Origin of the sequence: Enterococcus sp. DIV1206, from assembly GCF_051712485.1 — a bacterium.
GTDB lineage: Bacteria > Bacillota > Bacilli > Lactobacillales > Enterococcaceae > Enterococcus > Enterococcus faecalis.
Genome location: NZ_JBIOOZ010000001.1, coordinates 1,280,368 through 1,305,620, shown reverse-complemented (window position 1 = coordinate 1,305,620; position 25,253 = coordinate 1,280,368). Strand labels below are relative to the sequence as shown.

Annotated in this window: 30 protein-coding genes; 10 read left to right on the top strand and 20 right to left on the bottom strand. The window is 35.3% G+C overall.

The genetic code is table 11. The annotated features are described in order from the left end of the window. Positions 1 to 45: 45 nt before the first annotated feature. The 6 genes from larE to IGK86_RS06305 all read right to left on the bottom strand — a co-directional run bounded on the left by larE (position 46) and on the right by IGK86_RS06305 (position 4,150). Positions 46 to 882 carry an ATP-dependent sacrificial sulfur transferase LarE gene (gene larE, locus IGK86_RS06330; protein ID WP_016616915.1) on the bottom strand — a complete coding sequence of 279 codons (837 nt, stop codon included), beginning with the start codon at positions 880 to 882 and terminating at the stop codon, positions 46 to 48. A 105-nt stretch (positions 883 to 987) separates the two neighbouring features. After that, positions 988 to 1,701: an ABC transporter ATP-binding protein gene (locus IGK86_RS06325; RefSeq protein WP_002361995.1), complete on the bottom strand. Its 714-nt coding sequence runs from the start codon at positions 1,699 to 1,701 to the stop codon at positions 988 to 990. Between the two features lies 1 nt (position 1,702). Then, on the bottom strand, positions 1,703 to 2,059 hold the full coding sequence (locus IGK86_RS06320; protein ID WP_438742177.1) for a CbiQ family ECF transporter T component: 357 nt from the start codon (positions 2,057 to 2,059) through the stop codon (positions 1,703 to 1,705). A gap of 22 nt (positions 2,060 to 2,081) precedes the next feature. Further along, on the bottom strand, positions 2,082 to 2,489 hold the full coding sequence (locus IGK86_RS06315; RefSeq protein WP_438742175.1) for a hypothetical protein: 408 nt from the start codon (positions 2,487 to 2,489) through the stop codon (positions 2,082 to 2,084). Then, the gene (gene cbiM / locus IGK86_RS06310) at positions 2,489 to 3,475 is read right to left on the bottom strand and encodes a cobalt transporter CbiM (RefSeq protein ID WP_002374603.1); all 987 of its coding nucleotides are present in this window, start codon (positions 3,473 to 3,475) and stop codon (positions 2,489 to 2,491) included. The genes IGK86_RS06315 and cbiM overlap by 1 nt, the downstream gene beginning before the upstream one ends. A gap of 18 nt (positions 3,476 to 3,493) precedes the next feature. After that, a complete protein-coding gene (locus IGK86_RS06305; protein ID WP_002361998.1) occupies positions 3,494 to 4,150 on the bottom strand; it encodes a Crp/Fnr family transcriptional regulator in 657 nt (218 codons plus the stop codon). 159 nt (positions 4,151 to 4,309) lie between these two features. Here IGK86_RS06305 and larA point away from each other — a divergent pair, with 159 nt between their 5' ends. From larA to larD, 4 genes are read left to right on the top strand one after another with little or no spacing between them, the layout of a single operon-like run. Beyond that, positions 4,310 to 5,584, top strand: coding sequence for a nickel-dependent lactate racemase (gene larA, locus IGK86_RS06300; protein WP_438742173.1), 1,275 nt, complete (start codon positions 4,310 to 4,312; stop codon positions 5,582 to 5,584). A gap of 37 nt (positions 5,585 to 5,621) precedes the next feature. After that, the gene (larB, locus tag IGK86_RS06295) at positions 5,622 to 6,365 is read left to right on the top strand and encodes a nickel pincer cofactor biosynthesis protein LarB (protein ID WP_016616918.1); all 744 of its coding nucleotides are present in this window, start codon (positions 5,622 to 5,624) and stop codon (positions 6,363 to 6,365) included. After that, complete coding sequence (gene larC / locus IGK86_RS06290) at positions 6,362 to 7,636, top strand: nickel pincer cofactor biosynthesis protein LarC (RefSeq protein ID WP_002394542.1); 1,275 nt, start codon at positions 6,362 to 6,364, stop codon at positions 7,634 to 7,636. The genes larB and larC overlap by 4 nt, the downstream gene beginning before the upstream one ends. Positions 7,637 to 7,650: 14 nt before the next feature. After that, positions 7,651 to 8,361, top strand: a complete 711-nt coding sequence (larD, locus tag IGK86_RS06285) for a D/L-lactic acid transporter LarD (RefSeq protein WP_002357197.1) — start codon at positions 7,651 to 7,653, stop codon at positions 8,359 to 8,361. A 202-nt stretch (positions 8,362 to 8,563) separates the two neighbouring features. Here larD and IGK86_RS06280 read toward each other — a convergent pair whose 3' ends face one another. Genes IGK86_RS06280 through IGK86_RS06265 form a run of 4 tightly spaced genes read right to left on the bottom strand, consistent with a single transcriptional unit; the run spans position 8,564 to position 11,236 of the window. Continuing rightward, positions 8,564 to 9,433 carry a PTS system mannose/fructose/sorbose family transporter subunit IID gene (locus tag IGK86_RS06280; protein ID WP_438742171.1) on the bottom strand — a complete coding sequence of 290 codons (870 nt, stop codon included), beginning with the start codon at positions 9,431 to 9,433 and terminating at the stop codon, positions 8,564 to 8,566. After that, the gene (locus IGK86_RS06275) at positions 9,408 to 10,259 is read right to left on the bottom strand and encodes a PTS mannose/fructose/sorbose/N-acetylgalactosamine transporter subunit IIC (RefSeq protein ID WP_002357194.1); all 852 of its coding nucleotides are present in this window, start codon (positions 10,257 to 10,259) and stop codon (positions 9,408 to 9,410) included. The genes IGK86_RS06280 and IGK86_RS06275 overlap by 26 nt, the downstream gene beginning before the upstream one ends. A gap of 33 nt (positions 10,260 to 10,292) precedes the next feature. Then, positions 10,293 to 10,790, bottom strand: a complete 498-nt coding sequence (locus IGK86_RS06270) for a PTS system mannose/fructose/N-acetylgalactosamine-transporter subunit IIB (protein WP_002357192.1) — start codon at positions 10,788 to 10,790, stop codon at positions 10,293 to 10,295. Between the two features lie 14 nt (positions 10,791 to 10,804). Next, positions 10,805 to 11,236 carry a PTS sugar transporter subunit IIA gene (locus tag IGK86_RS06265; protein WP_016616919.1) on the bottom strand — a complete coding sequence of 144 codons (432 nt, stop codon included), beginning with the start codon at positions 11,234 to 11,236 and terminating at the stop codon, positions 10,805 to 10,807. A gap of 581 nt (positions 11,237 to 11,817) precedes the next feature. Between IGK86_RS06265 and IGK86_RS06260 the strand changes: the two genes are divergently transcribed. After that, positions 11,818 to 12,105, top strand: a complete 288-nt coding sequence (locus IGK86_RS06260; protein WP_016616920.1) for a hypothetical protein — start codon at positions 11,818 to 11,820, stop codon at positions 12,103 to 12,105. 245 nt (positions 12,106 to 12,350) lie between these two features. Here IGK86_RS06260 and lacB read toward each other — a convergent pair whose 3' ends face one another. After that, positions 12,351 to 12,866 (bottom strand): galactose-6-phosphate isomerase subunit LacB, encoded by a 516-nt coding sequence (gene lacB / locus IGK86_RS06255; RefSeq protein WP_002357189.1) that lies wholly within the window; start codon positions 12,864 to 12,866, stop codon positions 12,351 to 12,353. Between the two features lie 25 nt (positions 12,867 to 12,891). Beyond that, positions 12,892 to 13,320, bottom strand: a complete 429-nt coding sequence (gene lacA / locus IGK86_RS06250; protein ID WP_002357188.1) for a galactose-6-phosphate isomerase subunit LacA — start codon at positions 13,318 to 13,320, stop codon at positions 12,892 to 12,894. 222 nt (positions 13,321 to 13,542) lie between these two features. Between lacA and IGK86_RS06245 the strand changes: the two genes are divergently transcribed. The 3 genes from IGK86_RS06245 (at position 13,543) to IGK86_RS06235 (ending at position 15,839) form a co-directional block, all read left to right on the top strand. Next, positions 13,543 to 14,037: a PTS sugar transporter subunit IIA gene (locus tag IGK86_RS06245; protein WP_002357187.1), complete on the top strand. Its 495-nt coding sequence runs from the start codon at positions 13,543 to 13,545 to the stop codon at positions 14,035 to 14,037. A gap of 1 nt (position 14,038) precedes the next feature. Further along, positions 14,039 to 14,341 (top strand): PTS fructose transporter subunit IIB, encoded by a 303-nt coding sequence (locus tag IGK86_RS06240; RefSeq protein ID WP_002357185.1) that lies wholly within the window; start codon positions 14,039 to 14,041, stop codon positions 14,339 to 14,341. Positions 14,342 to 14,435: 94 nt separating this feature from the next. Then, on the top strand, positions 14,436 to 15,839 hold the full coding sequence (locus tag IGK86_RS06235; RefSeq protein WP_002357183.1) for a PTS galactitol transporter subunit IIC: 1,404 nt from the start codon (positions 14,436 to 14,438) through the stop codon (positions 15,837 to 15,839). A 40-nt stretch (positions 15,840 to 15,879) separates the two neighbouring features. On the opposite strand, the gene IGK86_RS06230 is transcribed toward IGK86_RS06235, so the two are convergent. The 3 genes from IGK86_RS06230 to yqeK all read right to left on the bottom strand — a co-directional run bounded on the left by IGK86_RS06230 (position 15,880) and on the right by yqeK (position 18,623). After that, positions 15,880 to 16,632: a DeoR/GlpR family DNA-binding transcription regulator gene (locus IGK86_RS06230; protein WP_002369238.1), complete on the bottom strand. Its 753-nt coding sequence runs from the start codon at positions 16,630 to 16,632 to the stop codon at positions 15,880 to 15,882. Positions 16,633 to 16,952: 320 nt separating this feature from the next. Further along, positions 16,953 to 17,954, bottom strand: a complete 1,002-nt coding sequence (locus IGK86_RS06225) for a DUF4767 domain-containing protein (RefSeq protein WP_016616921.1) — start codon at positions 17,952 to 17,954, stop codon at positions 16,953 to 16,955. A 90-nt stretch (positions 17,955 to 18,044) separates the two neighbouring features. After that, positions 18,045 to 18,623 carry a bis(5'-nucleosyl)-tetraphosphatase (symmetrical) YqeK gene (gene yqeK, locus IGK86_RS06220; protein ID WP_002390435.1) on the bottom strand — a complete coding sequence of 193 codons (579 nt, stop codon included), beginning with the start codon at positions 18,621 to 18,623 and terminating at the stop codon, positions 18,045 to 18,047. Positions 18,624 to 18,846: 223 nt separating this feature from the next. On the opposite strand from yqeK, the gene IGK86_RS06215 reads away from it, so the two are divergent. Then, entirely contained in the window at positions 18,847 to 19,752 is a 906-nt protein-coding gene (locus IGK86_RS06215; protein ID WP_016616923.1) for a polysaccharide deacetylase family protein, read from the top strand. Positions 19,753 to 19,926: 174 nt separating this feature from the next. On the opposite strand, the gene IGK86_RS06210 is transcribed toward IGK86_RS06215, so the two are convergent. The 5 genes from IGK86_RS06210 to IGK86_RS06190 all read right to left on the bottom strand — a co-directional run bounded on the left by IGK86_RS06210 (position 19,927) and on the right by IGK86_RS06190 (position 24,570). After that, positions 19,927 to 20,343 (bottom strand): hypothetical protein, encoded by a 417-nt coding sequence (locus IGK86_RS06210; RefSeq protein ID WP_010828836.1) that lies wholly within the window; start codon positions 20,341 to 20,343, stop codon positions 19,927 to 19,929. Positions 20,344 to 21,355: 1,012 nt separating this feature from the next. Then, positions 21,356 to 21,703 carry a 50S ribosomal protein L19 gene (rplS, locus tag IGK86_RS06205; protein ID WP_002357176.1) on the bottom strand — a complete coding sequence of 116 codons (348 nt, stop codon included), beginning with the start codon at positions 21,701 to 21,703 and terminating at the stop codon, positions 21,356 to 21,358. A 143-nt stretch (positions 21,704 to 21,846) separates the two neighbouring features. After that, a complete protein-coding gene (gene trmD / locus IGK86_RS06200; RefSeq protein ID WP_010821691.1) occupies positions 21,847 to 22,587 on the bottom strand; it encodes a tRNA (guanosine(37)-N1)-methyltransferase TrmD in 741 nt (246 codons plus the stop codon). Beyond that, positions 22,577 to 23,101 (bottom strand): ribosome maturation factor RimM, encoded by a 525-nt coding sequence (gene rimM / locus IGK86_RS06195; protein ID WP_010822092.1) that lies wholly within the window; start codon positions 23,099 to 23,101, stop codon positions 22,577 to 22,579. Before rimM ends, trmD begins: the two co-directional genes overlap by 11 nt. A 107-nt stretch (positions 23,102 to 23,208) precedes the next feature. Beyond that, positions 23,209 to 24,570, bottom strand: a complete 1,362-nt coding sequence (locus tag IGK86_RS06190; protein WP_002360069.1) for an Nramp family divalent metal transporter — start codon at positions 24,568 to 24,570, stop codon at positions 23,209 to 23,211. A 196-nt stretch (positions 24,571 to 24,766) separates the two neighbouring features. Between IGK86_RS06190 and IGK86_RS06185 the strand changes: the two genes are divergently transcribed. Continuing rightward, positions 24,767 to 25,141: a VOC family protein gene (locus IGK86_RS06185; protein WP_010822937.1), complete on the top strand. Its 375-nt coding sequence runs from the start codon at positions 24,767 to 24,769 to the stop codon at positions 25,139 to 25,141. Positions 25,142 to 25,253 lie beyond the last annotated feature (112 nt).

Sequence of the window (25,253 nt, the reverse complement as noted above, 5' to 3'; positions counted from 1 at the left end):
TGTCCTGACTCCGTTACACCGACTCAATTTTATAAACTTATCTGTCTAACATTCACAAAAAACCTTTTTTTCAGTCTCTGTGAGGATATCATTCATTCGGCCAGATTTAAATCCTTCTAAGTCAAAAGTTACATAATTAAATCCTTGTTTTTTAAGATAATCTGCAATTTTTTCTCTGTTTTCTAATAACAGAGAAAGTTTGTCTTCTGGAATTTCAATCCGTGCTAAATCATGATGTGCTCTGACACGGACAATTGGAAAACCTATTTCCCGTAAATATTTTTCACTAGCAAATACTTGATCAATAGCTGAGCGTGTTAACTTAATGCCATAAGGAATTCTTGAAGCAATGCTACATGAGGCAACTTTACTCCAATTGGAAATACCTGCGTCTTTAGCAAGTTGACGTATTTCAATTTTATATAATTTAGCTTGTTGTAGCGGACTGATGACCCCTTCTTGATCTCTTGCTCTTAATCCAGGACGAAAGTCAGTATTATCATCCATAATCATCCCATCGGCCAGAACATCAAATCCCTCTTTCTGAATAGCCGAACGAATAGTTTTATATAATAATTTTTTACTGTAGAACCAGCTATTAGGGTTATTTGCAACAATTCTATCATCCGCTAATTCGCTCATTTCAAGGCCTAACACATTTGCTCCCAATCCATTAGCTAAATCGACCGCTTTATCAAACTCATCATCAGAAAATAATTCTGAATTTACAACAACCGCAAGTACATTTTCAGCACCTAAAGTGTCCAAAGCTTTTTTTAGCAAGTAAGAGCTATCAATTCCACCTGAATATGCAACAGCCAACTTATCCATTTTTTGTAATTCGCTAACTAAATTTTGTTCTTTCGTTTTCATGACAGACATTTAAACCATCTCCTATTGATTTTCTTTTACATAATTAATTATAGACATCTCCACATTAGAAAAAATCACGATTCATAGTATCAATTATTGTCAATATTTGTACACTTAATACCGTTTTAAATGTTGTAACAAGTTAGCATTGGCTTCTATCTCTTCCTTTGAGTACCTTGTGACAGCCGAATCAAACAATAAAATGGAATCAGCTTCCTCGCAAATACTCAAATAGTCATGGGTGGAAAGGATAATTGTTTTACCAAGTTGATGCAGATTTTTTATTATCTTTTTAAATAATTTTTCCGATTCTTTTGTCAACCCAGCAAACGGCTCATCTAATAAATACACGTCTGGATTCATTACTAACAGACTAGCAAAAGCCACTTTTTTCTTTTCTCCTCCCGATAATTGATAAGGTACTTGATTGCTTAAATGGGTAATTTTTAATAAATTCAAACAATCATTAATTCTTTTTGCTGTTTCATGCTCGGATAGTTGGAGCTGTCTAGGGCCAAATGCCAATTCGTCATAAACTGTTGCATTAAATAATTGTGTGTCCGTCTCTTGAAATAATATACCCAAATGAGCATAATACTTCTTTTTATGAATAGGGTCTTTTTTCCAGGCCGTTAATGATTGTTCCATAAAATAAATCGTTCCCTCGGAAGGTTTTAAAAAACCTGCGAGCAAATTTAAAAAAGTGGATTTTCCACTGCCGTTATCTCCCATCAAAACCAGATATTCTCCTCTGGCTATTTCCAAATTACAAGGCGAAAAAACAGGCTTCGTTTGATAGCGATAAACCAAATGATTTACTCGATACATATTAGTTCCTCCCTAAATAAAGCAACCCCCCGAAAAATAAAAGATAGACAATACTAACCAAAAAATCTTTCGTTTTTAATGGTTGCTTTACTCGATAATATTGACCAGTATATCCTCTTGCTTCCATCACCATGTCCAACTTTTCCCCATACGTAAAAGATTTTAAAGAAATTAGACTGATTAAATTACTACCCGTACTCAACTGGATATTTCCACCAACTGCTCTAGCTTCTACAGCGGCAAGCAGTTGGATTAAGAGATTTCCAAAGAAAAAGATATATTTAATCGTAATATCTAATTGTAAAAGTATTATATTCGGAAAATGAAAGATTTTTAATGCTGCTATAAATTGATTCATGTTGGTTGTTTCCATATATTGACTAATCGCTATGGCTAAAAAAAAACAAATGAACAATAAATAATAAACTAAATTGACCTAAAAAAAAGATCGGTAAATAGATAATCAGCGGCATCAAAATGAGGATACTAGCTTTTTTGACAATGTTTCGTAGAATAGTTGGTTTTTCAACTAAAAGTAACATGCCTAGGTAGATGCCTAAGAGCCACAAAACAAGAACTTTTTGTGCTGTGCTGATTAAAACAATTAGTAAAAAAGTACTGATCAGTTGAATTGCTGGGTGTATATCACTGAGAATAGTCTTATTGCGTTTCCCACTCACCTGAAATTTATTTAATAAAAAAAGGATTCCTTTTCGATTTTTAAGCATAAAGGTTTCTTTTTTATTAGGTTCAAAGGACGTGGAAGATTCTTTCATCCATTCAGGCATCAACTTTGCCTTCTTCCATTAAATAAACGAAAAATGAGTAAAAAAACGATTATGGCTGTTACGCCACTTAAAATATACCCGAGTGCTAATGGCAGTCCTGGAATAAAGTAATCACTGAAAAGTGCATGAAATGAAAAACCATTCACCATACCTTTTGGTTGTACCGCAGGCAAATGATTCTGTTTTAAATTCTTGACTAATTCAGATAAATCCCATTCACCCCAAGCGGTGGCATGATCAATCAAACCTAATGGACATAAAATTACCATAACCAATAACAGTCTCTTTAATCGCAACAACGGAGTCCTTTTCTTCTTTTCTTCGATAAAAATTGCATCTTTTGACACACTTTTTACAAAATTATAGACACACACGGTGAAGAGACCTTCAACAATTCCTATTACTAACAGATGGACACTCATCATTGCTGGTATAGTTATAGAAAGACCATATGGGCTATAAAGTGGCGTACCATTCGCTTCATGGAATAGTAAGGGTTGGATACCTAATAATACAGAAGTAGAAAATGCCGCAACATTTACACCAAGATACCCAGCTAAGAAAAGACCCATTGTTTCAAATTTTTTTACACGCGTAACTAGCTTATAAACTCCATATCCCACGAATGGCATCACAAACGCCATAGAAAAGGCGTTTGCACCAAAAGCTAATATACCACCATCACCAAATAAACAAGCCTGTAATAGTAAAGCCACCGAAACAGACAGCGTCGCGGCCCAAGGTCCCATCAATAATGCGATGAGAACAGCCCCAACAGCGTGCGCAGTTGTTCCACCAGGTACTGGCAAATTAAACATCATTATTAAAAATGACAAGGAGGAGGAAATCCCTAACATGGTCCCTGTATCTTTTTTTAATTTAATTTGAACGTCAACTTTTTTTACCGCGCGGTACCAGACAGGTACCATAATCGCGCCCATCACTGCGCAAGTTTGTGGGCTTAAATAATTTTCTGGAATATGCATGTTCGTCAGACTCCTATCTTATCGATCAATATAATCAGCTAAATAACTTTGATCGTAAATCACAATTTTTTGTTTTTTGATATCGATGACTTTTTCCTCTTTTAAATCATGGATAATTCGGTTTACGCTATTTCTCGTTGAAATCCCGCAAAACCCCGCAATATCCTCATTAGTTACTTGAAAATCAATTAATATTCCTTCCTCTGTCTGTACACCAAACAAATCAATTAATTGGTAAATAAAAGTACAAACAGCCCCTTTCTTACCATTCATTGTCATATTCTGTAAGGAACTAATACTCTCCGATAATTTTGCTCGGTAGTAATCCCGTACATAATCTTGAAGAACAGCATCTTCTCTAACATATTCCCAAAATACAGTCCTTGGTATCCGATAAAAGCTAGCCTCTTCCGACTCAATGCGGATATTAAAAGGAGCAGATGTATAATTTGATACTTCATCACGTAACAATGAAATAATGTCAGGAGACACAATATACGACAGATTAAATTCTCGTCCATCCTTTAAAATAATACTCGTCTTAACGACCCCTTTCTTTAATACATAGGTGTACGCTTCCTCCAATCCATGATAAGCGAGATAAGTATGGCGTTTTTTTTTGATAATCGGCGTCTTCTTTCTATCTAAGAAAGCTGTAAGATAATCTGACTCCATAATTGTCACTCCTTTGACTAAGTTTCTGTTTGATTCGTTAACTATTATAAACACTCTCACCAACCTTTTGTTAGCAAATGTTACCCACAATAAGGACTGTGTGATTCCTAAATTTCATTATACTTAGTCTCGTAAAATATTACTTAGGAGATGATTGCTATGGTAGAAATTAACCTACCTTATGACAAGAAAATGATTACTGCAAGAATTCCCGATAAAAATTTTATTGGGCTTCTCGAATCAAAAGCTGAACATTTTTCAAATCCATATACTGAGAAAGAAACAGTCGAAAAATCGCTGGACAATCCTATTGGAAGCCTTCCATTAGAAGAATTAGCTAAGGGTAAAAAAGACATTGTCCTCATTAGTTCCGATCACACACGTCCCGTTCCTTCACATATTATCACCCCAATTATTTTGCGTAGAATTCGTTCAGTGAACAAAACAGCTAGAATCCGGATTTTAGTTGCTACAGGCTTTCATCGCCCTTCTACACGAGAAGAACTGATTAGCAAATATGGTAAAGAGATTGTAGAGAATGAAGAAATCGTTATGCATATCTCTACTGATGATTCCTCAATGGTCAAAATCGGTCAACTACCTTCAGGGGGCGATTGTATCATTAATCGCATTGCAGCAGAAGCAGATTTACTTCTGGCCGAAGGATTTATTGAATCACACTTTTTTGCAGGATTTTCTGGTGGACGTAAATCTGTTTTACCTGGAATTGCTTCTTATAAAACCATCATGGCTAACCATTCTGGAGAATTTATTGATTCCTCCAACTCACGGACAGGAAATCTAACGGATAATCCGATTCATAATGACATGGTCTACGCTGCCGCTAAAGCGAATCTAGCTTTTATTGTTAATGTCGTTTTAGATGGTGACAAAAAAATTATTGGTTCCTTTGCAGGCGATATGATTGAAGCGCATAAAGTTGGTTGTAACTTTGTAAAAGAAATTGCCCGTGTCAAAAAAATACCTTGCGACATTGCGGTTTCAACGAACGGCGGATTTCCACTTGATCAAAACATTTATCAAGCAGTTAAAGGGATGACCGCTGCAGAAGCAACCAATAAAGACGGCGGTGTCATTATTATGGTCGCTGGGTGTCGTGATGGTCACGGTGGTGAAGGTTTTTATGAAAATATTGCCAATGTTAAAAATCCAAACGAATTTTTAGAAGCAGCCATCCATACACCACGATTAGAAACCGTGCCAGATCAATGGACTTCGCAAATTTTAGCGCGAATTTTAGTTCATCATCATATAATTTTTGTTTCAGATCTTGTTGATCCTGAGCTTATCACTTCGATGCATATGGAAATAGCAAAAACGTTTGATAAAGCGTTAGAGCGAGCATTTGAAAGAGAAGGTCTAAATGCAAAAGTGACTGTGATTCGAGATGGCTTGTCTGTCATTGTAGAATAATGATCCTTGAGAAATCAGGAATAAGGAGCGTTGTATTATGCAACCGAAAGAAATTTTAGGAGCTTTTAAAGAAGGAAAATTATCTTTAGAAGAAGCAACAAACAAATTAAATGGCTTTTGCGAATTAGACTTTGCAAAAATTGATACGCAGCGTAAAGAAAGAACTGGGTATCCAGAAGTCGTTTATGGGGAAGGGAAAACAATTGAGCAACTCATCAAAATTATCAATAGCTTAAGAAAAGAAAACAATACAATCTTAGTTACTCGCGTTTCACAACAAAAAGCCCAGCCTTTAGAGTCGAACTTTCCTCATGGAACCTACTATGAACTTGCACGTTGTTTCGTTATCAACCAAATGGAGGCTACAACAAAAAACTATATTGCGATAGTTACTGCTGGAACGTCAGACATGTCCGTTGCTGAAGAAGCAGCAATCACTGCAGAAACTTTCGGGAATCAAATAAAACGTATCTATGATGTAGGCGTTTCTGGCATTCATCGTTTGTTCGCTCACCTAGATGAGATTCAACAGGCTTCGGCGGTTATTGTGATTGCAGGCATGGAAGGCGCACTGGTGTCCGTGTTAGGCGGACTAGTTAGCGTGCCAGTGATTGCCGTCCCTACTAGCATAGGCTACGGCAGCAATTTCCAAGGGCTGACTGCTCTTTTAGGAATGCTAAATAGTTGTTCCTCTGGCGTTAGTGTAGTCAACATAGATAACGGGTTTGGTGCCGCTTATAATGCAAGTATGATTAATCAAATAAAGGAGTCTTCACTATGAAAAGCTTATTTTTAGAACCATTTTCTGGTCTTAGTGGTGATATGTTAAATGGATTGTTGCTTGACTTAGGCGGGGATTTAAACAAACTGTTAATCGAATTAAAAAAACTTCCCATCGATGGGTTCACCATTCAAGCCCAACGAATTGCTAAAAGTTGTATTTACGGAACAGATTTCGATGTTCTCCTACAACATGGAAAAAAGGATTACGGTATAAAACACAGTCTCTCTCCTGACCACGAAAATGAACATCATGAAACGAAAGAACATGCACATCATCATAATCATTCTAGAAATTTAAAAGATATTTATACATTAATTGAAAAAAGCGACTTGTCCAATTTTGTAAAAAAACATAGTAAAAATGTTTTCTATGACATTGCAAAAGCTGAAGCTGCTGTGCATCAACAAACAATTGACACTATTCATTTTCATGAAGTCGGAGCAATTGATTCAATTGTTGACATCGTTGGCTTTTTTATCCTATGGGAACAGTTAGAAATTGAACAAGTCTATTCAACGCCAATTACAGATGGAAGTGGTACTATCACAATTGCCCATGGAGTCATGCCAATACCAGTTCCTGCGGTGATGGAATTACGTAAAGAAACGAATTTAATCATTCAACAAGACTTTGAGATAAAAACTGAACTTGTCACACCGACTGGCTTAGCTATTTTTAAAGAACTTAGTCCTCTATTTGTCGCACCAGAACAACGATTAATTGAAAAAATAGGTTACGGATTTGGCAAACGGGAAACAGGCAAGTTCAATGCCCTCAGAGGATCAATCTTTACTGAAACACATAGTAAAAAAAAGAGGACAGAACACCATGACCAAGTCTTAAAAATTGAAACAAATATAGACAATCAAACTCCTGAACAGTTAGGTTACGTAATGGATCTATTATTGGAACATGGTGCTCTAGATGTTTTTTTCACGCCCATTCATATGAAAAAAAACCGAAGTGCCATTCTATTAACGGTTTTAACAACAACAGAGGAAAAAGAATATTTTACAGAACTACTCTTTAAACATACTTCTACAATTGGTATGCGTTTTCAAACAATGGAACGTAGTGTGATGGACCGTTCTTTCAAAATCTTGGAAACACCTTTTGGTAAGGTCCATATTAAAAAAAATCATTATCATGGCCTATTGAAAGAGTCTATTGAATACCAAGATTGTGAACGAATTGCTAAACAATATAATTTTACAATTGAGGAAGTCTATCGCCTCGTCCAAACATTAAATAACAAAACTATTGATTAAAGGAGCTTTATCTTATGTTTCATCATATCTTATCAGAATTTATGGGAACTGCATTAATGATCGTATTTGGGGTAGGTGTTCACTGCGACGATGTCCTAAAACGAACAAAATACGCTGGTTCTGGTCACATGTTTGCAATCACTACTTGGGCTTTTGGAATCTCTGTTGTTCTGTTCGTCTTTGGCGGAGTCTGTATTAATCCAGCAATGGCCCTCGCTCAAGCTATTTTAGGAATGATTCCATGGTCTTACTTCATTCCCTATGTCATCGCTGAAATGTTAGGCGGCATTTGTGGCGCCGTCATTGTTTATATTATGTATGCTGATCATTTCAAGCTATCCGCCGATAGTGTCGATCCAATCGCCATTCGTAATATTTTTTCTACAAATCCGAACCAACGAAATTTACCAAGAAACTATTTTGTTGAAACTTTTGCAACATTCATTTTTTTAACATCTATTTTAGCGATTGCACATTCCTACGAAACACAACTACCCATTGCTGTTGGCTTGCTTGTTTGGGCAATCGGCATGGGGCTAGGTGGTACTACAGGATTCGCAATGAATCAAGCACGTGATTTAGGTCCTCGTATCGCCTATCAACTTTTACCAATCAAAAATAAAACCAATAATGATTGGCAATATGGGTTGATTGTTCCCGGAACTGCACCGTTTTTAGGAGCCATTTTTGCGACACTTTTCGTAAAATTTTTCCTAAAATTCTAATAAACCACTAAATTTCTAAAACAAAAAAATATATAAAATAGAAGCTAGTCTCTAAATTTCTTCTATTTTATATATTTTTATTTTAATCACAAGATTCTTTCTGTGTCTTAGAGAACAATAATTTAATTTATTAGCTTTTTCGGCATCGATTTTCTGCAAAAGCCAGTTTGCTCTAACAGCTAGAGTCCTTTTTGGTGATTGTTCAGTAAGTTAATCCTGGATTGAAAACACCTAATAAAACGCCAACGAGAGAAATAACAACTAAAATAAGCATCGTCCAAATAGCGGAAACATGTTTTTTGGACATTAACCACCAACAAAACAAGGTAACAAGTATCGTTAATAATCCTGGATAAATACTGTCAATTTTATCTTGCAGTTTAAGGAAAACTTTTCCGTCAGCACCTATTAATTTAAAAGAAGTAGTCACATTTGCCCAAGATGCAAGGACCCCACCGACAACCATACTACCAATAACTCCGATAGCAACTCTAACGGCGGCTCCTTCTTTCCCAACTAAGAAACTTACTGCTTTATCGCCAAAATGATAGCCTCTAAAATACAAAAAGCGTTGGCCAAAATAGGAAATTAACGTCCAAACAATAATATAAAATATGGCACCAATTGGCGAACCGCCCGTGGACATTCCTAAGGAAATTCCTAACAAGATAGGAATCAAGGTACCATCAACTAATGAATCACCAATCCCTGCAATTGGTCCCATTAATCCTGCCCTCATATCATTAATGGTTTCTCCATCAATTTCATTCTTACTTGCTCTAGCCTCTTCCATACTAGCAGTCACACCAACAATGACCGTTCCAAGCATTGGATTTGTGTTAAAAAAAGCTGTATATGCTTGAATGGCTTTCACTTGGTCTTCATGTTTTGGATAAAGTTTTTTGATAATAGGAAGCATTGAAGAAAGATAGCCGAAGGTTTGCATATGCTGTTGTGAAAAACAAGTTAACGCTCCCCAAAACCATAAATGAAAAGAATGCTTTAACGTTTTTTGGTCTAATTTATTGGCTTTCAACTCTTCCATCTCATATGTCCTCCTCTTCGTCATCATTCGTTAGACTTCCTGTTGAATCAACCAGTTTAGTATTGTTTTTAATCAAAGCAATTTTATAAAAAATTACAGCAAAAAGAAGCGCAATAATCGTTATTGAGACTAAATTGAGTTTTAATGAAGCAGCTAATGTGAACCCTACAAAAAAAGGGACAAAATCAATGTTCTTATTAACAATTTGACGTAACAAAATTGCAATTCCCACACACGGAAGCATGCCACCTACAGTAAAAAGCGTTTTCATTGCAAGACCATCCATAGGTAATGCATCTCTCATTGCTGTAACAGCCGTAGCCCCAAAATAGGTTAAAATCACGGTTGGCAAAAAGGAAAAAAGTAGATGAGAAATCCACGGCCAACCAAAATTAATGGCATATAAATGATCAAGCTTGCCTTTTTTTATATCTTTCCAACCAAACGATTGCCAAACTAAATTTAACGCAGCAACAGAATAAAATAATACCGTTCCGATCGTTCCAACTAATGTGCCGACCGATTTAGCCAGGTCGGCTGCAGAGCCGCCAAGTGGATCTAACCCTTTGGTCGAAATCGCCACCATCGCCAAAGGAATCCCGATATATGAAATTGCCCGCACGTCAGCAGACACTGTGCCTCCAGGTGTGACTAAAGCAATGTAAACTAATTGCATCGCTACGCCACAAGCGATTCCTAATTTTAAATCTCCTAAAATAATGCCACAAACTAATCCGCCGACTAAAGGACGCCCAATCGTATAATTTCCCACCGCTTGTCCAGCCATACAAGAATTTGAACACAGACAAGCAAATAGGCCTAAAATAGCCGCTTGTATCCAGTTGATTGTCATAATACTACTCTCCTCTTTTCAAAACTTCTAGAATCAGTAACCAAATTTAGCTTTAAAATGCGCCCAAGAACCAATTCGTTGATCAGGTAACAAGGCAAAATCCACTTTGTAACCAGCCTTTTCAATTTCTTCAAAAGCCGCTGCTTCTTCTGCTGTAAAGGATTGGTTATCCCCTAATTTAATTGTCCCTTCGCGATCATTCCCCGGTCCAACATTAATCATTTTTACTTCACTTGGAACAAAATGCCAATCCACCAAAATTTTTTTCATATCCAAAGGGCTCTTTGTAATCAAAAAGTATTTTGACTTAGACGCTAATACTTTATCCTTTACATCAAAAAAATGCGCCATTGTCCAAATAAAGGTTTTTTTATCTTGTGCAGCTGCTTTATATGCTTCCTTTAAAATAGGGTTACTTGCTGCTTTGTCATTCACAGCTATAATGCCATCACAAGGCATTTCTTTAGTCCAACGTAAAGTAATTAAGCCATGAATCATTCGATCATCGATTCGAACAAAAGAAATTGACATGTTCATCTTCTCCTTTAGATATCCTCTTCAGTTACATCGTCTTCAGTTACAGTTAACTCTCTAATACCATGACAAGCATCTGCTACTATCATTTTTTTCAAATCAGATAATTCACTAGTTTCTTTCAATAGAAGCGCATTTAAAGCCATTGGAAAATTCACTCCTCCAACAATCAGAGAATTTTCTAGCATTTTTTGCTTATCTAATACTTTACAAATAGTAGCAAGTGGACTTCCGCCTACAATATCAGCCAAAACGATTAGCCTCGTTTCCTGCGGTAATTTTTCAACCTCACAAAGAAACCGCTTACCAAAATTATCGGTAGATTCACCAGGTTGTAAGCCAAACACTCTGACTGTCTCTATCTCATCGCTAGCAAACATCCCTAATGAATTTTTTAACCCTCTAGCAAAATCGCCATGACTGACCAGAACTAAATAAGTCATTTCCTCTCTCCTTTCTTAACATTTCTACTTCAAAATTTTTTAAATCACCTCTTTTTAAGAGTCCATAATACAACTTTTATAAAATGAAAATATTTGCTTCGTTCGCCTCACACTCCTTTGATAGCATGAATGTTTAACAACAGTACCTTTCTAAAATTAAAGTCATTCACTAAAAAAGTTCTAATGAATTTGGCTGTTGTAGCTTGATGACAAGGAACAATGACTTTCTTTATCCATAAAAACATTTAGTTGATTACGCTTAAAAAAATAAATAATATAGCAATTTCCAAAAAAATTTACGTTTGAATAGTCCCTTTTCTAAATTTATTGATTCATTTTTTCAACTATTAGGTTAGCAAAGTCCCAACACACATTCCACCCACAATAGGTGTACATAGTTGTACATTATTCGGAGTTAATCAACTCATTTAAGCTATGGTAAAATAACTATATATCACTCCAATTTTCTAATTATATAGGTCATTCCAGGTCATCCTCTTTTGGATACAACAAAATGAACTTATATCGAATCTATGGTTTTATGCTCTTGATAAATTAAAAAGTAAAGTAGGGATATTTATATGTCAGCAAAAAAAAAAACGATGAAATATGGATTGGTAGGCCTCTTTTTAGGGATATTGTTATTAGCTCATCTAGATTTATTAGCTGAAAATCTTAGTTATCTTCTCTTAGGATTATTACTTTTACTTGTTGCATATCTAATCTTGGTAAAAAAATTTTATTTTTTCTCAAACTTGATTCCTAAAAATACTACTGATATAAATTTAGGTAAAAAATATGGTACGGCTTCTGGCATCGGCAGTTTAGTTATCGGCATTATTTTAATAATTCTGGGACTATTTTTATAGAAAAATAATTACTAAAATAAAACAAGCAGTAAAACCATAAAAAGTACACGAGAAAAGAACTCGTGTACTTTTTATGGTTACCTGTATAGCCTTCAATTTGTTCCTTTGTTACTTCTTTTTCTTAATAATGCTCTTTACAGTGCCACATTAAAACAGCAATAAAAATTAATGAAGGGGAATTTAACTCAAATACCAATGATTATTATTTAAGATCACTTTCTTAAGTAACCTTCATTGATTAAATACTAATCGTGATAGACTCCTCGTTGCCATTTATCTAAAAATTCATCGAAAAAGTGCGCATCTTGTTGTTCTGGATGTTGTTTTTCAACTTGATTAATTTTTTCAATTAGTTGTTCGTTGTCTTCTGTTGGATGATAGTGTGCTTCAATAAAGGCCGCAGCGATATCACAGATCAAGAATTCTCCTGTTATTTTCCCACCGAAACCAATAACATTTGCGTTCAATTCCTCTTTCGCATACAACGCTGTAGTCATATCGCGAACTAAAGCAGAACGGATACCCGGCACTTTGTTAACCGCATTGTTAATTCCAACGCCTGTTCCGCAAATACATATACCCAAATCAGCCTGATTGCTCATTACGGCTTCTCCCACTTTTTTTCCGAAAATAGGATAGTGAGTTCGAGTAAAATCATACGTGCCTACATCTAAAATTTCATATCCCTTTGCTTTCAAAAAATCAGAAACTGCTATTTTGGTATCCGTCACAATATGATCACAACCAATGGCAATTCTCATAAAAACGCTTCCTTTCTATTATTTGTTAAGCCATTTTATTTAACATATCTACACGTATTTGATGACGCCCGCCTGCATAATGACCTGTTAAGAATTCTTTTATTATGTTTTTGGCTAGTTCCGTTCCAACAATTTTTGCGCCCACCGTGATCATCCGAGCATTGTTGTGTTCTCGCGCCATATATGCAGAACGCTCATCTGACAATTCAGCGACAATCATTCCTTTAATTTTAGCAGCAGTCATAAAACTACCTGCCCCATAACCATCAAAAACGATTCCTAAACTTTCAGTATCCTTTAAAACTTCATGAGCAACAGCAAGCGTTGCTTCTATAAAGTCTTCCGAAGCACTTTCACTTTTATCGATTACCTCAACTTTTTCTTGCAATAAGTATTGTTTCATTTCTGCTTTTAATTTTATTCCATCTAAATCTGAACCAAGTATGACACGCATTTTGTTTTCCTCCTTACCTCGTGTATCTACTATTAAAATTCTGTCCCTTTCTTTAAACTCAAATCCCCTTCTCGAAAACATAATAAAACAATATCGAACTTTATTCAACATTTATTTTCTTTTTTGTTTATTATTGTTTAATATTGTGTTGACATCTTTTTGAAAGCGTTTTATATTATACTTGTAAATAAATAATAATATATTAAAGAAACGAGGGGTTCTATGGTTATTAAAACATCGATTTTTTCATTAGATACTACCTATATTTCAAACAAAAAAACACAAGAAGAAGTTTTTGAAGAAGTTTATTTAGACTTGTTAAAAAAGAAATTAGTTACACCTGATTTTCTAACTAATTTATTGGAACGAGAACATAACTATCCGACTGGTTTAAGTTTAACACCGATTGATCCTGCACTACCGAATATCGCCATTCCGCATACCGAAAGTACCTTTGTACGCACGACAAGAATTATCCCGATTAAATTGAAACAATCCTTATCATTTCATAACATGATTATCCCAGATGAAACGCTCTCTGTTTCCTTTCTTTTCATGATTTTAAATGAAAACGGTATTGAACAAACGGGTCTTTTAGCGACTATCATGGATTTTATTAACACGACAGACCGTTCATCACTATTGGCTTTTTTTCAATGTGAAGATAAAGAAGAAGTTTATCGTTTTTTACAAAAAAATTTTAAAGGAGAGATTTAACATGATTAAAATTTTAGCTGCATGTGGGGCTGGGGTAAACTCTAGCCATCAAATCAAATCTGCATTAGAAACAGAATTATCTAAAAGAGGCTACCAAGTTTCTTGCGATGCCGTAATGATTAAAGATATCAATCAAGAGATGCTATCCCATTATGATATTTTCGCCCAAATCGCCAAAACAGATTTAGGTTTCCCAATCACGATTCCTGTAGTTGATGCAGGCGCAATTCTTTATCGAATTCCAGCAATGGCTGAACCTGTTTATCAACAAATGGAAAGTATCATTCACTCTTTAAACAAATGATTTCCTTTTTAGACTAATTACTTACGCTTCATTGTCAACAATAACAAAACTAAGATAAAAATTTTGTTATCTTAGCTTATGAAGGAGAAAATAAATGAATACGATTATTGACCTAGCAAATACAATTTTTAAACCTTTAATTGATTTAGGTGCTGCTCCTTTAATGACTATTGTTTTAACACTGATTGCCCTTTGTTTTAAGGTAAAACCCACTCGCGCATTAGAAGGTGGTCTTAAACTAGGAATTGCTTTAACTGGTATCAGTGCTATTATAGGAATTTTAACTACTGCTTTCTCAGATGCAATGGCCTCTTTCGTAGAACGTACAGGAATTTCTTTAAATATTACTGATGTTGGTTGGGCACCTTTAGCCACCATCACTTGGGGATCTCCTTACACGCTTTACTTTCTTTTAATTATGGTGATTGTCAATGTCATTATGTTAATTCTAAACAAAACAAACACATTAGATGTGGATATTTTCGACATTTGGCATCTATCGATTGTTGGTTTATTTGCTATTTTTTGTGGCGCAAACTTAATAATTGCAACAATCTTAGTTATTTTCATAGGTGTTTTAAAAATTATCAATTCTGACTTAATGAAACCAACGTTTAACGATTTACTTAACGCCCCAGATACAAATCCTATGACTACCACGCATATGAACTATATGATGAATCCAATCATTATGGTTTTTGATAAAATTTTTGATAAGCTTTTTCCTTGGTTAGACAAATACGATTTTGACGCTGCCAAATTGAATAGTAAAATTGGCTTTTGGGGATCAAAATTTGCCATTGGGATTTACTTAGGGATTTTTGTGGGTCTTTTAGCTGGCCAAACACCCACGCAAATTTTTTCTCTATCCTTTACGGCTGCAGTCTGTTTGGAACTATTCTCTTTAATTGGAACTTGGTTTATCGCTGCAGTTGAGCCTTTATCACAAGGTATCACTGATTTTGCTTCGAATAAATTAAAAGGGCGTACACTTAATATTGGTTTAGATTGGCCTTTCTTAGCTGGTCGTGCTGAAATCTGGGCAGCAGCTAACGTATTGGCTCCAATTATGCTATTAGAAGCCATTGTCCTACCTGGCAATAAACTTTTACCACTTGGCGGAATTATTGCAATGGGTGTAACCCCTGCTCTACTAGTAGTAACAAGAGGTAAACTCATCCGAATGATTATCATTGGAGCAATCGAATTACCTTTGTTCTTATGGTCTGGTACCCTAATTGCACCGTTCGTTACCGAAACCGCAAAAAAAGTTGGCGCTTTCCCAGCGGGTCTAAATAATAATACTTTAATTTCACATACTACCATGGAAGGGCCAATGGAAAAATTCTTAGGATACTTAGTCGGCAATGCATCACAAGGTCAACTCGAATTTATTTTATACGCATGTCTGGCGCTAGTCGCCTATCTACTGATTTTCATTTGGTATGCAAAACAAATGAAGAAGCGAAATATTATTTATGCTCAAAAAGCTCAATAAGGGAAACTAAAAAGAAGAGGTGCAGATGCACCTCTTCTTTTTAGTAGATCACCCTGACAACTTTTTCCAATACTTTAGATGTGTCAAATTTATCTTTATTTGTAACTACCGCTGTCACTTCTTCTAATTGATAAAAAGAATAAAAATCCTGTTTCTCTACTTTAGAAGTATCCATTAACAAATATTTTTCTATTGAGTTATCTAATGCAATTGCTTGTGTTTGTCCTTCTTCAATAGTGGCTGTCATAATTTTATTATCTTTTAACGCATTACAACTAAAAAATGCTTTATGAAAATGCATTTCTTCTAATGCTTTATTAGCGATTTCACCAAAAAAAGATTTAGTTAAAAGTCGCATTTCTCCACCAACCAAATAAATGGTCAACGCATTCTTTTTTTTACTTAACGTTTCAAACACAGGCAAACAGTTTGTTACTACTCTTAAATGTTTAAATTCCATTGCCTCGGCCAAAAGTTCAATAGTTGTTCCTGGTCCTAGGAAGATAGTTTCTTCTTCGTGAATTAAACTTAATGCTTTTTGGACAATTTCTTTTTTTTCAACACTATTAATAATTTGTTTATCAGCATGAGACAGTTCATGTGGACGATATGTATTTAAACTGCTAGCTCCTCCATGTACTCGTTTTAAACGCCCCGCTGCTTCTAATTCTGTCAAATCTCTACGAACAGTCATATCCGAAACATTTAATCGTTCCATAATTTCAGTAACTTTGATTGCCCCTTTTTGATCTACTAGAGAGACTATCGCATTTAATCTTTCTTCTTTTAGCATTTTCATCGCTCCATTGTTAGTATATCTTTTATTCTACGATAAAATACTTACTATGAATACTAAAACATTTCTCCATTTATTTTAACATGAACGACGATTTGTAAAAAATTGACGATTTAGCCTATCTTTATATAAACAGATATCACTTCAACGATTGATTTAGATCTATTTGAGCCTAGTCAAACAGAGATCTAGCATAAACATCCCCTACCCTGAGCACCTCTATCCCCCAAAATAGCACATAGGCAAAGGCAGGTTACTTATAAAATGGTAAGCACCCCGCCTTTGCCTATGTTTAAGTAAGCGACGTATTTCCCCTATTACTGATTCAAAGTCCTTAAAACTTTATAATCACTGTTTTGCACAAGCAAGACGCTACTTGGGTTATCGGGATAAGCGGCATTACCATCAAATGATACAACAACAGTATTCGTACCAACTTTCGTGAATTGTGTGTATGAGCCCCCAGCACCGCCCACGTTGGCAAAATGCAATGTCAACGTGTCGCCTTTTGTTTCTACCTCGCGCCAATTTGCCCGCTGATAGTTATGCCAGTCAATTTGAGTTGAAATTTCGTTTGCCGTGTTTTTATACATTCCTTCGTAAAAATCAATCGCTTCCTCTTTTGAAGACCACGGATTGACTGAAATATTTGGGATTTGTTCTTTAGTAATTGACGGGGCACCTACAATTTTTTCAAACCCAGCCTTCAACTTTGCATTATCTGTTGCTCCAAAATACAGATAGCCATAAGGATCTCCTTGATTTTGCATCGTCACTAAAACTAAGGGCTGATTGTTAACGATGGTGAATAAATACAAATGCTTTTGCATTTCTGGTTGCGTTTCTGCATCAGAGTAAACAGCAACTAACGCATATCCATCCTTCACTTGTCCATTTTCAGACCATTCTAAATAAATGGGATGCTGATCAATCGCTGGTTGCATAGTAGCATTTCCTACTAGACCATCAGGCGCTTGAACACCATTAAAATTGATTGAATTTCCTGGTGTATATTCTTTATACGTTTGGTTCATCCGTTGCCCCCAATCAGCCATAAATTGTTGTAGCTGTGCCTTTTTTTGTGCAGACCACAACTGATTTTCAGTTTTAGTAGAAGCAGAAGAATTACTTTGAGTCGTACTAGATTTTGACTCCGTGCTCATTTGACTTGCTTGGCTGTTGTTAACGGTAGCAGGTGCTTTCATTTCTGATGTTGCTGTCGGCTTGCTTGATTTGCTTGCAGTGCTATCGCCACTTTTGTTGGAAGAACATCCTGATAAAATACTCAATAAAAGACCTATCAAGATTATTTTTTTCATTGGGAATCCCTTCTTTCTGACAAGAATACTGTACTACTTTTCCACTTTTCTCACCAGCAAAACTCGATTAAAAACGACTATGTTTATTTGTTATTTAATTATCAAATTAAGTTGATTGTAAGCATCCCATAACCAAGGATGCACGACTTTAATATCGTGTTTCAAAATATAATCGATATAGAAATATGCGGCATTTTCTAAAGAACAATTTAAAGCTTGTAATAAACCATCTAAGTATGGTGGCTTCCCTTCTTGATCCCACTTTATTTTATCAGCGACAAACAAAACTAAATCTATGTCCGAATAGTTTTTCTTCAATGTTGTATGGCATTCAATCGCTGATAAAATTTCATTGTCTTCAATACCAAAATCCATTTTCGCAATAGACTTAGAAATTTTTTGATGAATTATCATTGGAAAGGCCATTTCTGTTTCGTTTAATTCAATCCCATATTTTTGTGCGACACTAATTCTCTGATTATTTGGATAAACCGCAGAGATATCATGTAAATATCCTGCAATACTTACTTTTTCTGGACTAGTTAAATATTTTTCACCAAGTTGATAGGCATACTCTCCAACTTCCATACAATGATAATACGTCTTCTCACAGTTTTTACTCACTAAATATTGTTTAATTTCATTTTTCAACACCTGTTGATGATCCATTTCCACAGTCCTTTCTCATTCCGATTACTCTTCTAGATAAATAAATTATACTCCTTTCATCCTCTAGCAACCTTTTATTTTTTATTAAATAAACAACTAACTAAATTGAAAAAATTGAAACTTTTTGGTCCTAAAATTCGTCTATAACTAATAGGACGTTCAATTTTGTATAACGTGGAGGTGTATTTTTTAACTTTTTCATTAACCAAAGAGGAGTGAAAGTATGCGACATAAGAAAAGAAAATTCAAAATAAACGGGTATGTATTATTTAGTGCGTTAATCCTCATTGTTCTTGTTTTCATTCAAACGTTCCTATTAACTCAACCCAAGATAACAAGTAAAAATGATGATACTACGCAGACATCGACTAAAAATTCAACTGCAAAAAAAGATTCCCCGACCAAGTTAGAAAAGGAATCAACACACATGACTATTTCATCAAAAAAATATGCTTATTCAGCAGACAAAATCAGAAAATATATAACTGGAGAAGAACCTTACAAAGGTGAAAAATTAGTATTCTTAACCTTTGATGATGGCGTTAATAATCAAATAACCCCACAAGTCCTAGATACATTAAAAAAGTATAACGTCCACGGAACTTTTTTTCTTGTAGGAAATACCCTAACTTCCGAAAATAAAAACATAGTGAAACGTGAAGTTGCAGAAGGGCATTCAATAGGCTTTCATAGTTCAACTCATGATTATGCAACGTTATATCCAAACGGGATTGTCAACACTGAAGAAATACAAGCGGAAATAGCAACCATGGAGAACTCTCTTAAAAAAATATTGGGCGAAACATTTCAAACAACTCTCTGGCGATACCCAGGAGGTCATATGTCATGGGGAGGTACAGAAAAATCTGATGAATTATTCAAACAACTTGGCATCCATTGGATTGACTGGAATGCGATGGTTGGGGATGCGGAGCCGTTAGACAGACAGCCTACTACAGTCGCAGAAATGCTCGCTTTCCATCAACATTCACTTGAGGTTTATCCGGATTATAATATTAGAGTAGTCTTAATGCATGATTCAGCAGATAAGGAATTAACAAAACAAGCATTGCCACAATTAATAGAGTTTTATCAAGCAAATGGTTATCAATTTGGTGTCTTATATTAGAGCAACTAGGAACAACTATAGAAAGTATTTCTGGTCTTAGTCAATGTTGATTTTTTGTTTAATTACACAAAAACGTCTCTATACTTTCTGATGTTAGTTTTTTTACCAGCATCAGAAAATATAGAGATGAAAAAAATAAAAATTTTTAGCCTTCTTTTTTATGACTTAACTATCCTATTTACCACCAAAATCACCATACACATTACCTTCTGCATCAGATATACGTTTACCTTCATCAACTTTTTTAAACTCTATTTTTTTCGTTTTTTTGTCCAATTGACCTGTAATTTCATAGTTCTCTTTATTTTCTTGTATTTTAATATTTTTATATACCTTTTTTTCTGTTCTACTTGTTTTTTTTGTGTCTTCATTATTGGGATTAACTAAATATTCTTTTTCAAGCGTCATGGTTTTATCCTTGTTGAAAAAAATTGAACCTTTCGTTAGGTCTTCTTCCTTTTCAATAATCGTGGTGAGTATTAAAGGAAACGAACTGGCATTCAAAAGATTGCCGTTTTCTTTTTTGTTATTACTACAACCTACCAAAAACATGAAAAAAATAATACAACTAAAATACCCGATTTTTTTCATGATTACTCCCTCCTATTACATAAAGTTAGAATAGCTATTGTTCATTAATATCGACAATTCTTTGCGCCGGGCTTGAACCATTGGTAACGTAGCCTCCATAAGTACAGATATATCCTCTTATGTTTGGATCTTCTCCGTAGTCTTGCCAACGTTGAAGTTTTAGATTTCCTCTAAATTGACCATCATCATACCAATAGTAATTAGGTATACTTGCACCTTTTCTTATTGTAATGGTTTGGTAAATAAACTTAGTCGTTGTCCTACTTAAAGAATAATTTGTATCAGAAATGAATTATCTCTTGGATCATAAGGTGGCACTTTTTCAAACTCAGGAAGTTTTCTCTGTATTTGTACTTCAGGAGTATTCGCAAAGTAATCTACTATCTTGACAGTTATTAAAAGAATCACTACCCTCAAAACTATAGCAAACATAAAAATTATTCCATTCTAATTCTTCCATAATTATCATGTCCTTTTACAATTAATATACTTATTTTATCGTATATATTTTACAAGGAAAAGAACACTATTTAAATAGCAAACGATTCTTAATTAAGTTTACTACTATTTTCTTGTATTCTTATAGCACCAACAGTCCTGCTAGTTATTGGTTACTTGCTAAAATACTTATCTGTGTTCTTTGTATTTATTTCTTTTTGATTGAATATAAAAAACAAAAATCCTGTAACGATGACCTTAAATAATTAATTTGCCAATACTATCACCCCATTCTGCTTCTTCTCCAATTTCAACTGATATTGACAAACTAACGTAGTTTTTGTTTCTTGATCCAAGCACTTAACTGAAATTTTGGTTTTCAGTACTCCCTCTTTTTATCTTTCTAAATTTCCTCACACCTTCAATTTTCAAAAGATTTCTGAATCATTGTCCAAAAACCTAATTTTCACACTTATGTGACTTCAAAAAAAAGTCAAAGTGATTTTCCACTTAATTACACACAAAAACACCCTCTTGCTGAGCAAGAGGGTGTTCGTTTGTCGAATAGTAAAGATTAACGACGGATTTCTTTGATACGAGCTGCTTTTCCGTGTAATGCGCGTAAGTAGTAAAGTTTTGCACGACGTACTTTACCGTAGCGAACCACTTCAATTTGAGCAACACGTGGTGTGTGTAATGGGAATGTACGTTCCACACCAACACCATTTGAAACTTTACGTACTGTATAAGTTTCGCTGATTCCAGCACCACGGCGTTTAATTACAACACCTTCGAATAACTGGATACGTTCACGAGTACCTTCGACTACTTTCGCATGAACGCGAACAGTGTCACCAGGGCGGAACGCAGGAATATCCGTACGTAATTGTTCTTGTGTTAATTCTTGAATTAATGGATTCATTTTATCCTTCTCCTTATTCCCAAATATTCTTATGGTCACTTCTGCCACAGCGGAATATTGTAATAGTTAGAGCGCATTGCACTCACCAAATTAGTTTACCACAGACAAAATAAGCTGTAAAGAGAATTTTCTTGAAAGTTCCCTTATTTTTGCTCTTCTTGTTTAATTTCTTCTAATAACTTCAACATTTCAGGCGTCATTTCTACTGATTCCAACATGTCAGGTCGACGCAAAAAGGTCCGTCGTAATGATTCTTTTAGTTGCCATTCTGCAATTAATTTATGGTTCCCATTCGTTAGCACGGCAGGGACCTCCATATCATTGAAAATAGCAGGTCTGGTATATTGTGGATGCTCTAATAGGCCAGTGGAATGTGAATCCGTCTGTGCAGAAAGATTGTTACCTAAGACATCAGGTAATAAACGGACTGTCGCATCAATCATGACCATTGCGCCTAATTCGCCCCCTGTTAAAACGTAGTCCCCCAATGAAACTTCATCTGTGACCATCGTGCGAATTCGCTCATCATAGCCTTCATAATGTCCACAAATAAAAACTAAATGATCTTCTTGTGAAAATTCCTCGGCCATTTTTTGATTAAACGGTTTTCCTGCTGGATCTAATAAGATGACCCGTTTTGGTTGCTGGTTTGTCTCTTCTTCAATTGCTTTTAGGTTATCATAGATCGGTTGTACTTTTAAAAGCATCCCTGCGCCACCGCCATACGGATAATCATCGACCGTTTGGTGTTTGTTATCTGAAAAATCGCGAAAATTAGAGACATTCAATTCTAATAACTGCTTTTCCCGAGCTTTCCCAATAATTGATTCCCCCATTGGTCCTTCAAACATTCTAGGAAAAAGAGTTAATACATCAATTCTCATCGTCAATCAATCCTTCTGGAATGTCCACATCAATCCGTTGATTTTCGACATCGACTTTTGTAACAACGCCTTCAATATACGGTAAAAGTAAATCTTTTTTCTTTGGTCGTTGGACGACCCACACATCATTCGCACCAGGAGATAAAATTTCTTTAATTTTTCCCAGTTCACTACCGGTTTCATCATAAACAGTGGCACCAATGATTTGGTGATAATAAAATTCGTCCTCTCCCAATTCAGCGAGATTGTCTTTTGCAACTTTTAAAATACCGTCACGATATTTTTCAACATCGTTGATATTTGGATGTCCTTCAAAGCTCAAAATGTCAAAATTCTTATGCTTGCGGTGGGACTTCACGACCAATTCAATTGGTGCTTTTTTCTCTTGAAATAGCAGTAACGTTGACCCTTTTTGATAACGTTCTTCTGGAAAATCCGTTTTCGAAATGACCCGAACTTCTCCTTTGATTCCTTGTGTGTTCACAATTTTTCCTACATTTAAATAATCTGTCACGTGAAAGCCTCTCTTCCTTGTATTTCATCTTTCCTATTCTACCATTTCTTACGCGCAAATTCTATGAAAAAACAAAGGCCAACTTTTCTAGTCAGCCTTTGTTTTTATTAATTCGTTAAACCAGTTAATGTGCCATAAATTAAAAATAAATTCAATAACGTCAAGGCAATAGCAATAATCCAAGCTAAAAATTTCACCCACGCTGGATTCGCAAATTGGCCCATTAATTTTTTATCACTTGTATACATCGTTAAAGGAATAATCGACACTGGCAAAGCAATACTTAGGAAAACTTGCGTATAAAGCAACAAGTCTTCAACAGCCGTTTCGCTACCGCCATAAATAATGACACAAATAATGACTGGCACAATTGCTAACAAACGAGTTAACACTCGTCTTGCCCACAACGGCATTTTTAAATGGATAAAGCCTTCCATTACAATTTGTCCTGACAGCGTACCTGTAATCGTTGAATTTTGACCAGAAGCCAGTAAAGCAATTGCAAAAAGAATACTTAACACTGGGCTAGCAATATTACCAACAATATCTGGATTTTTCAAAGCATCAAATAAATCAACGAATTTACCTAATTCACTGTTGGTTCCATAAAATAATGCTCCCCCTAGGATTAGCAGCAAACAATTTACGACAAAAGCGACAGTTAATTGAATATTTGAATCCCAAGTAGTGAAACGAATTGCTTTGGCTTTCTCAGCATCATCGTTACGATCAAATTTCCGTGCTTGCGCAATGGAAGAATGCAAATATAAGTTATGAGGCATGACTGTCGCTCCAACGATCCCCAAGGCTAAAAATAACATGGATTTATCTGTCGCTATTTTTGTGTCTGGAATAAAACCTCGTAATACTTCACCAACATTTGGATCTGCTAATGCCACTTCATAAGCAAAAACAAAAAAGATGACTGCAATTAAACAAGAAACAATTGCTTCGATTTTGCGAAAGCCTAACTTTGTCAGTAGCAAAAGTAATAAAACATCAAACGTTGTTATCAACACACCAATTAATAATGGAAAACCAAATAATAATTGCAAAGCAACGGCACCACCAATTACCTCAGCGATATCTGTTGCCATTATGGCTAACTCCGTCACCACCCACAAGGCAACGCCCGTTCGTTTACTTGTATGCTCTCTAGTCGCTTGGGCTAAATCCATTCCTGTCACGATTCCTAAGCGCGCAGCCATACTTTGTAGTAACATGGCAACTAAACTAGAAAGCAAAATCACACTAAGTAACGTGTACTTATATTCCGCTCCGCCAGCAATTGACGTAATCCAATTTCCTGGATCCATATAACCAACAGCCACTAAAGCGCCAGGTCCGCTATAGGCTAACAAAGTTCGCCAAAAGCTTGCGTTTTTAGGTACCTCAACGGTATTATTTATCTCTTCTAAACTAGGTCCATTTGCATAATTAAGCATTTTTTCCGTTTTCTTTTCTTTCATCCAACATCCCTCAATCTATCTTGTTCACACATTTCACTTTTAGGTATACCTAAAACTAGTTAACATAATTATAGTCTTCTTATTCTTCGTTGTAAACTGTTACATTTTAATTTTTTAAGCACTTTCGCTATAAATCGTTTGGTTTTTACCAAAAAATCCCTTACACTTATTTTATCATAGATCGGAGGTTATGAGGATGAAGTTAGATATGGTCGGTATTATCGTCAACGATATGACACAAGCACTCTCTTTTTACCAAACACTAGGTTTTAACGTGCTGGGAGAAGCTTCGCCTGATTACACAGAATTACAAAACAATGGCGTCAGGATTTCTTTAAATTCACTACAAATGATTACTGGTGTCTATGGGTTTGCGCCTAGCCAACAAGGCGATAAAATCGAACTTGCTTTTCTTTGTGAAACGGCCGCAGAAGTTGATAAAACCGTGAAAAAAATGAGCCAAGCTGGTTACATTGTTTTTAAAGAACCTTGGAATGCACCTTGGGGTCAACGATACGCAATCATTAAAGACGTGGATGCAAATTTAATTTCACTCTTTGCCCCTCTATAATATTACTAAAAAATGCGCCACTTTCGTTTCTTTTACTCTCTTTCGAAAAATCAGTGCAGAATGGGTCTTAAGTAGGATGTCTTTTCTGTCTCTTTTTTTGTATAATAAACTT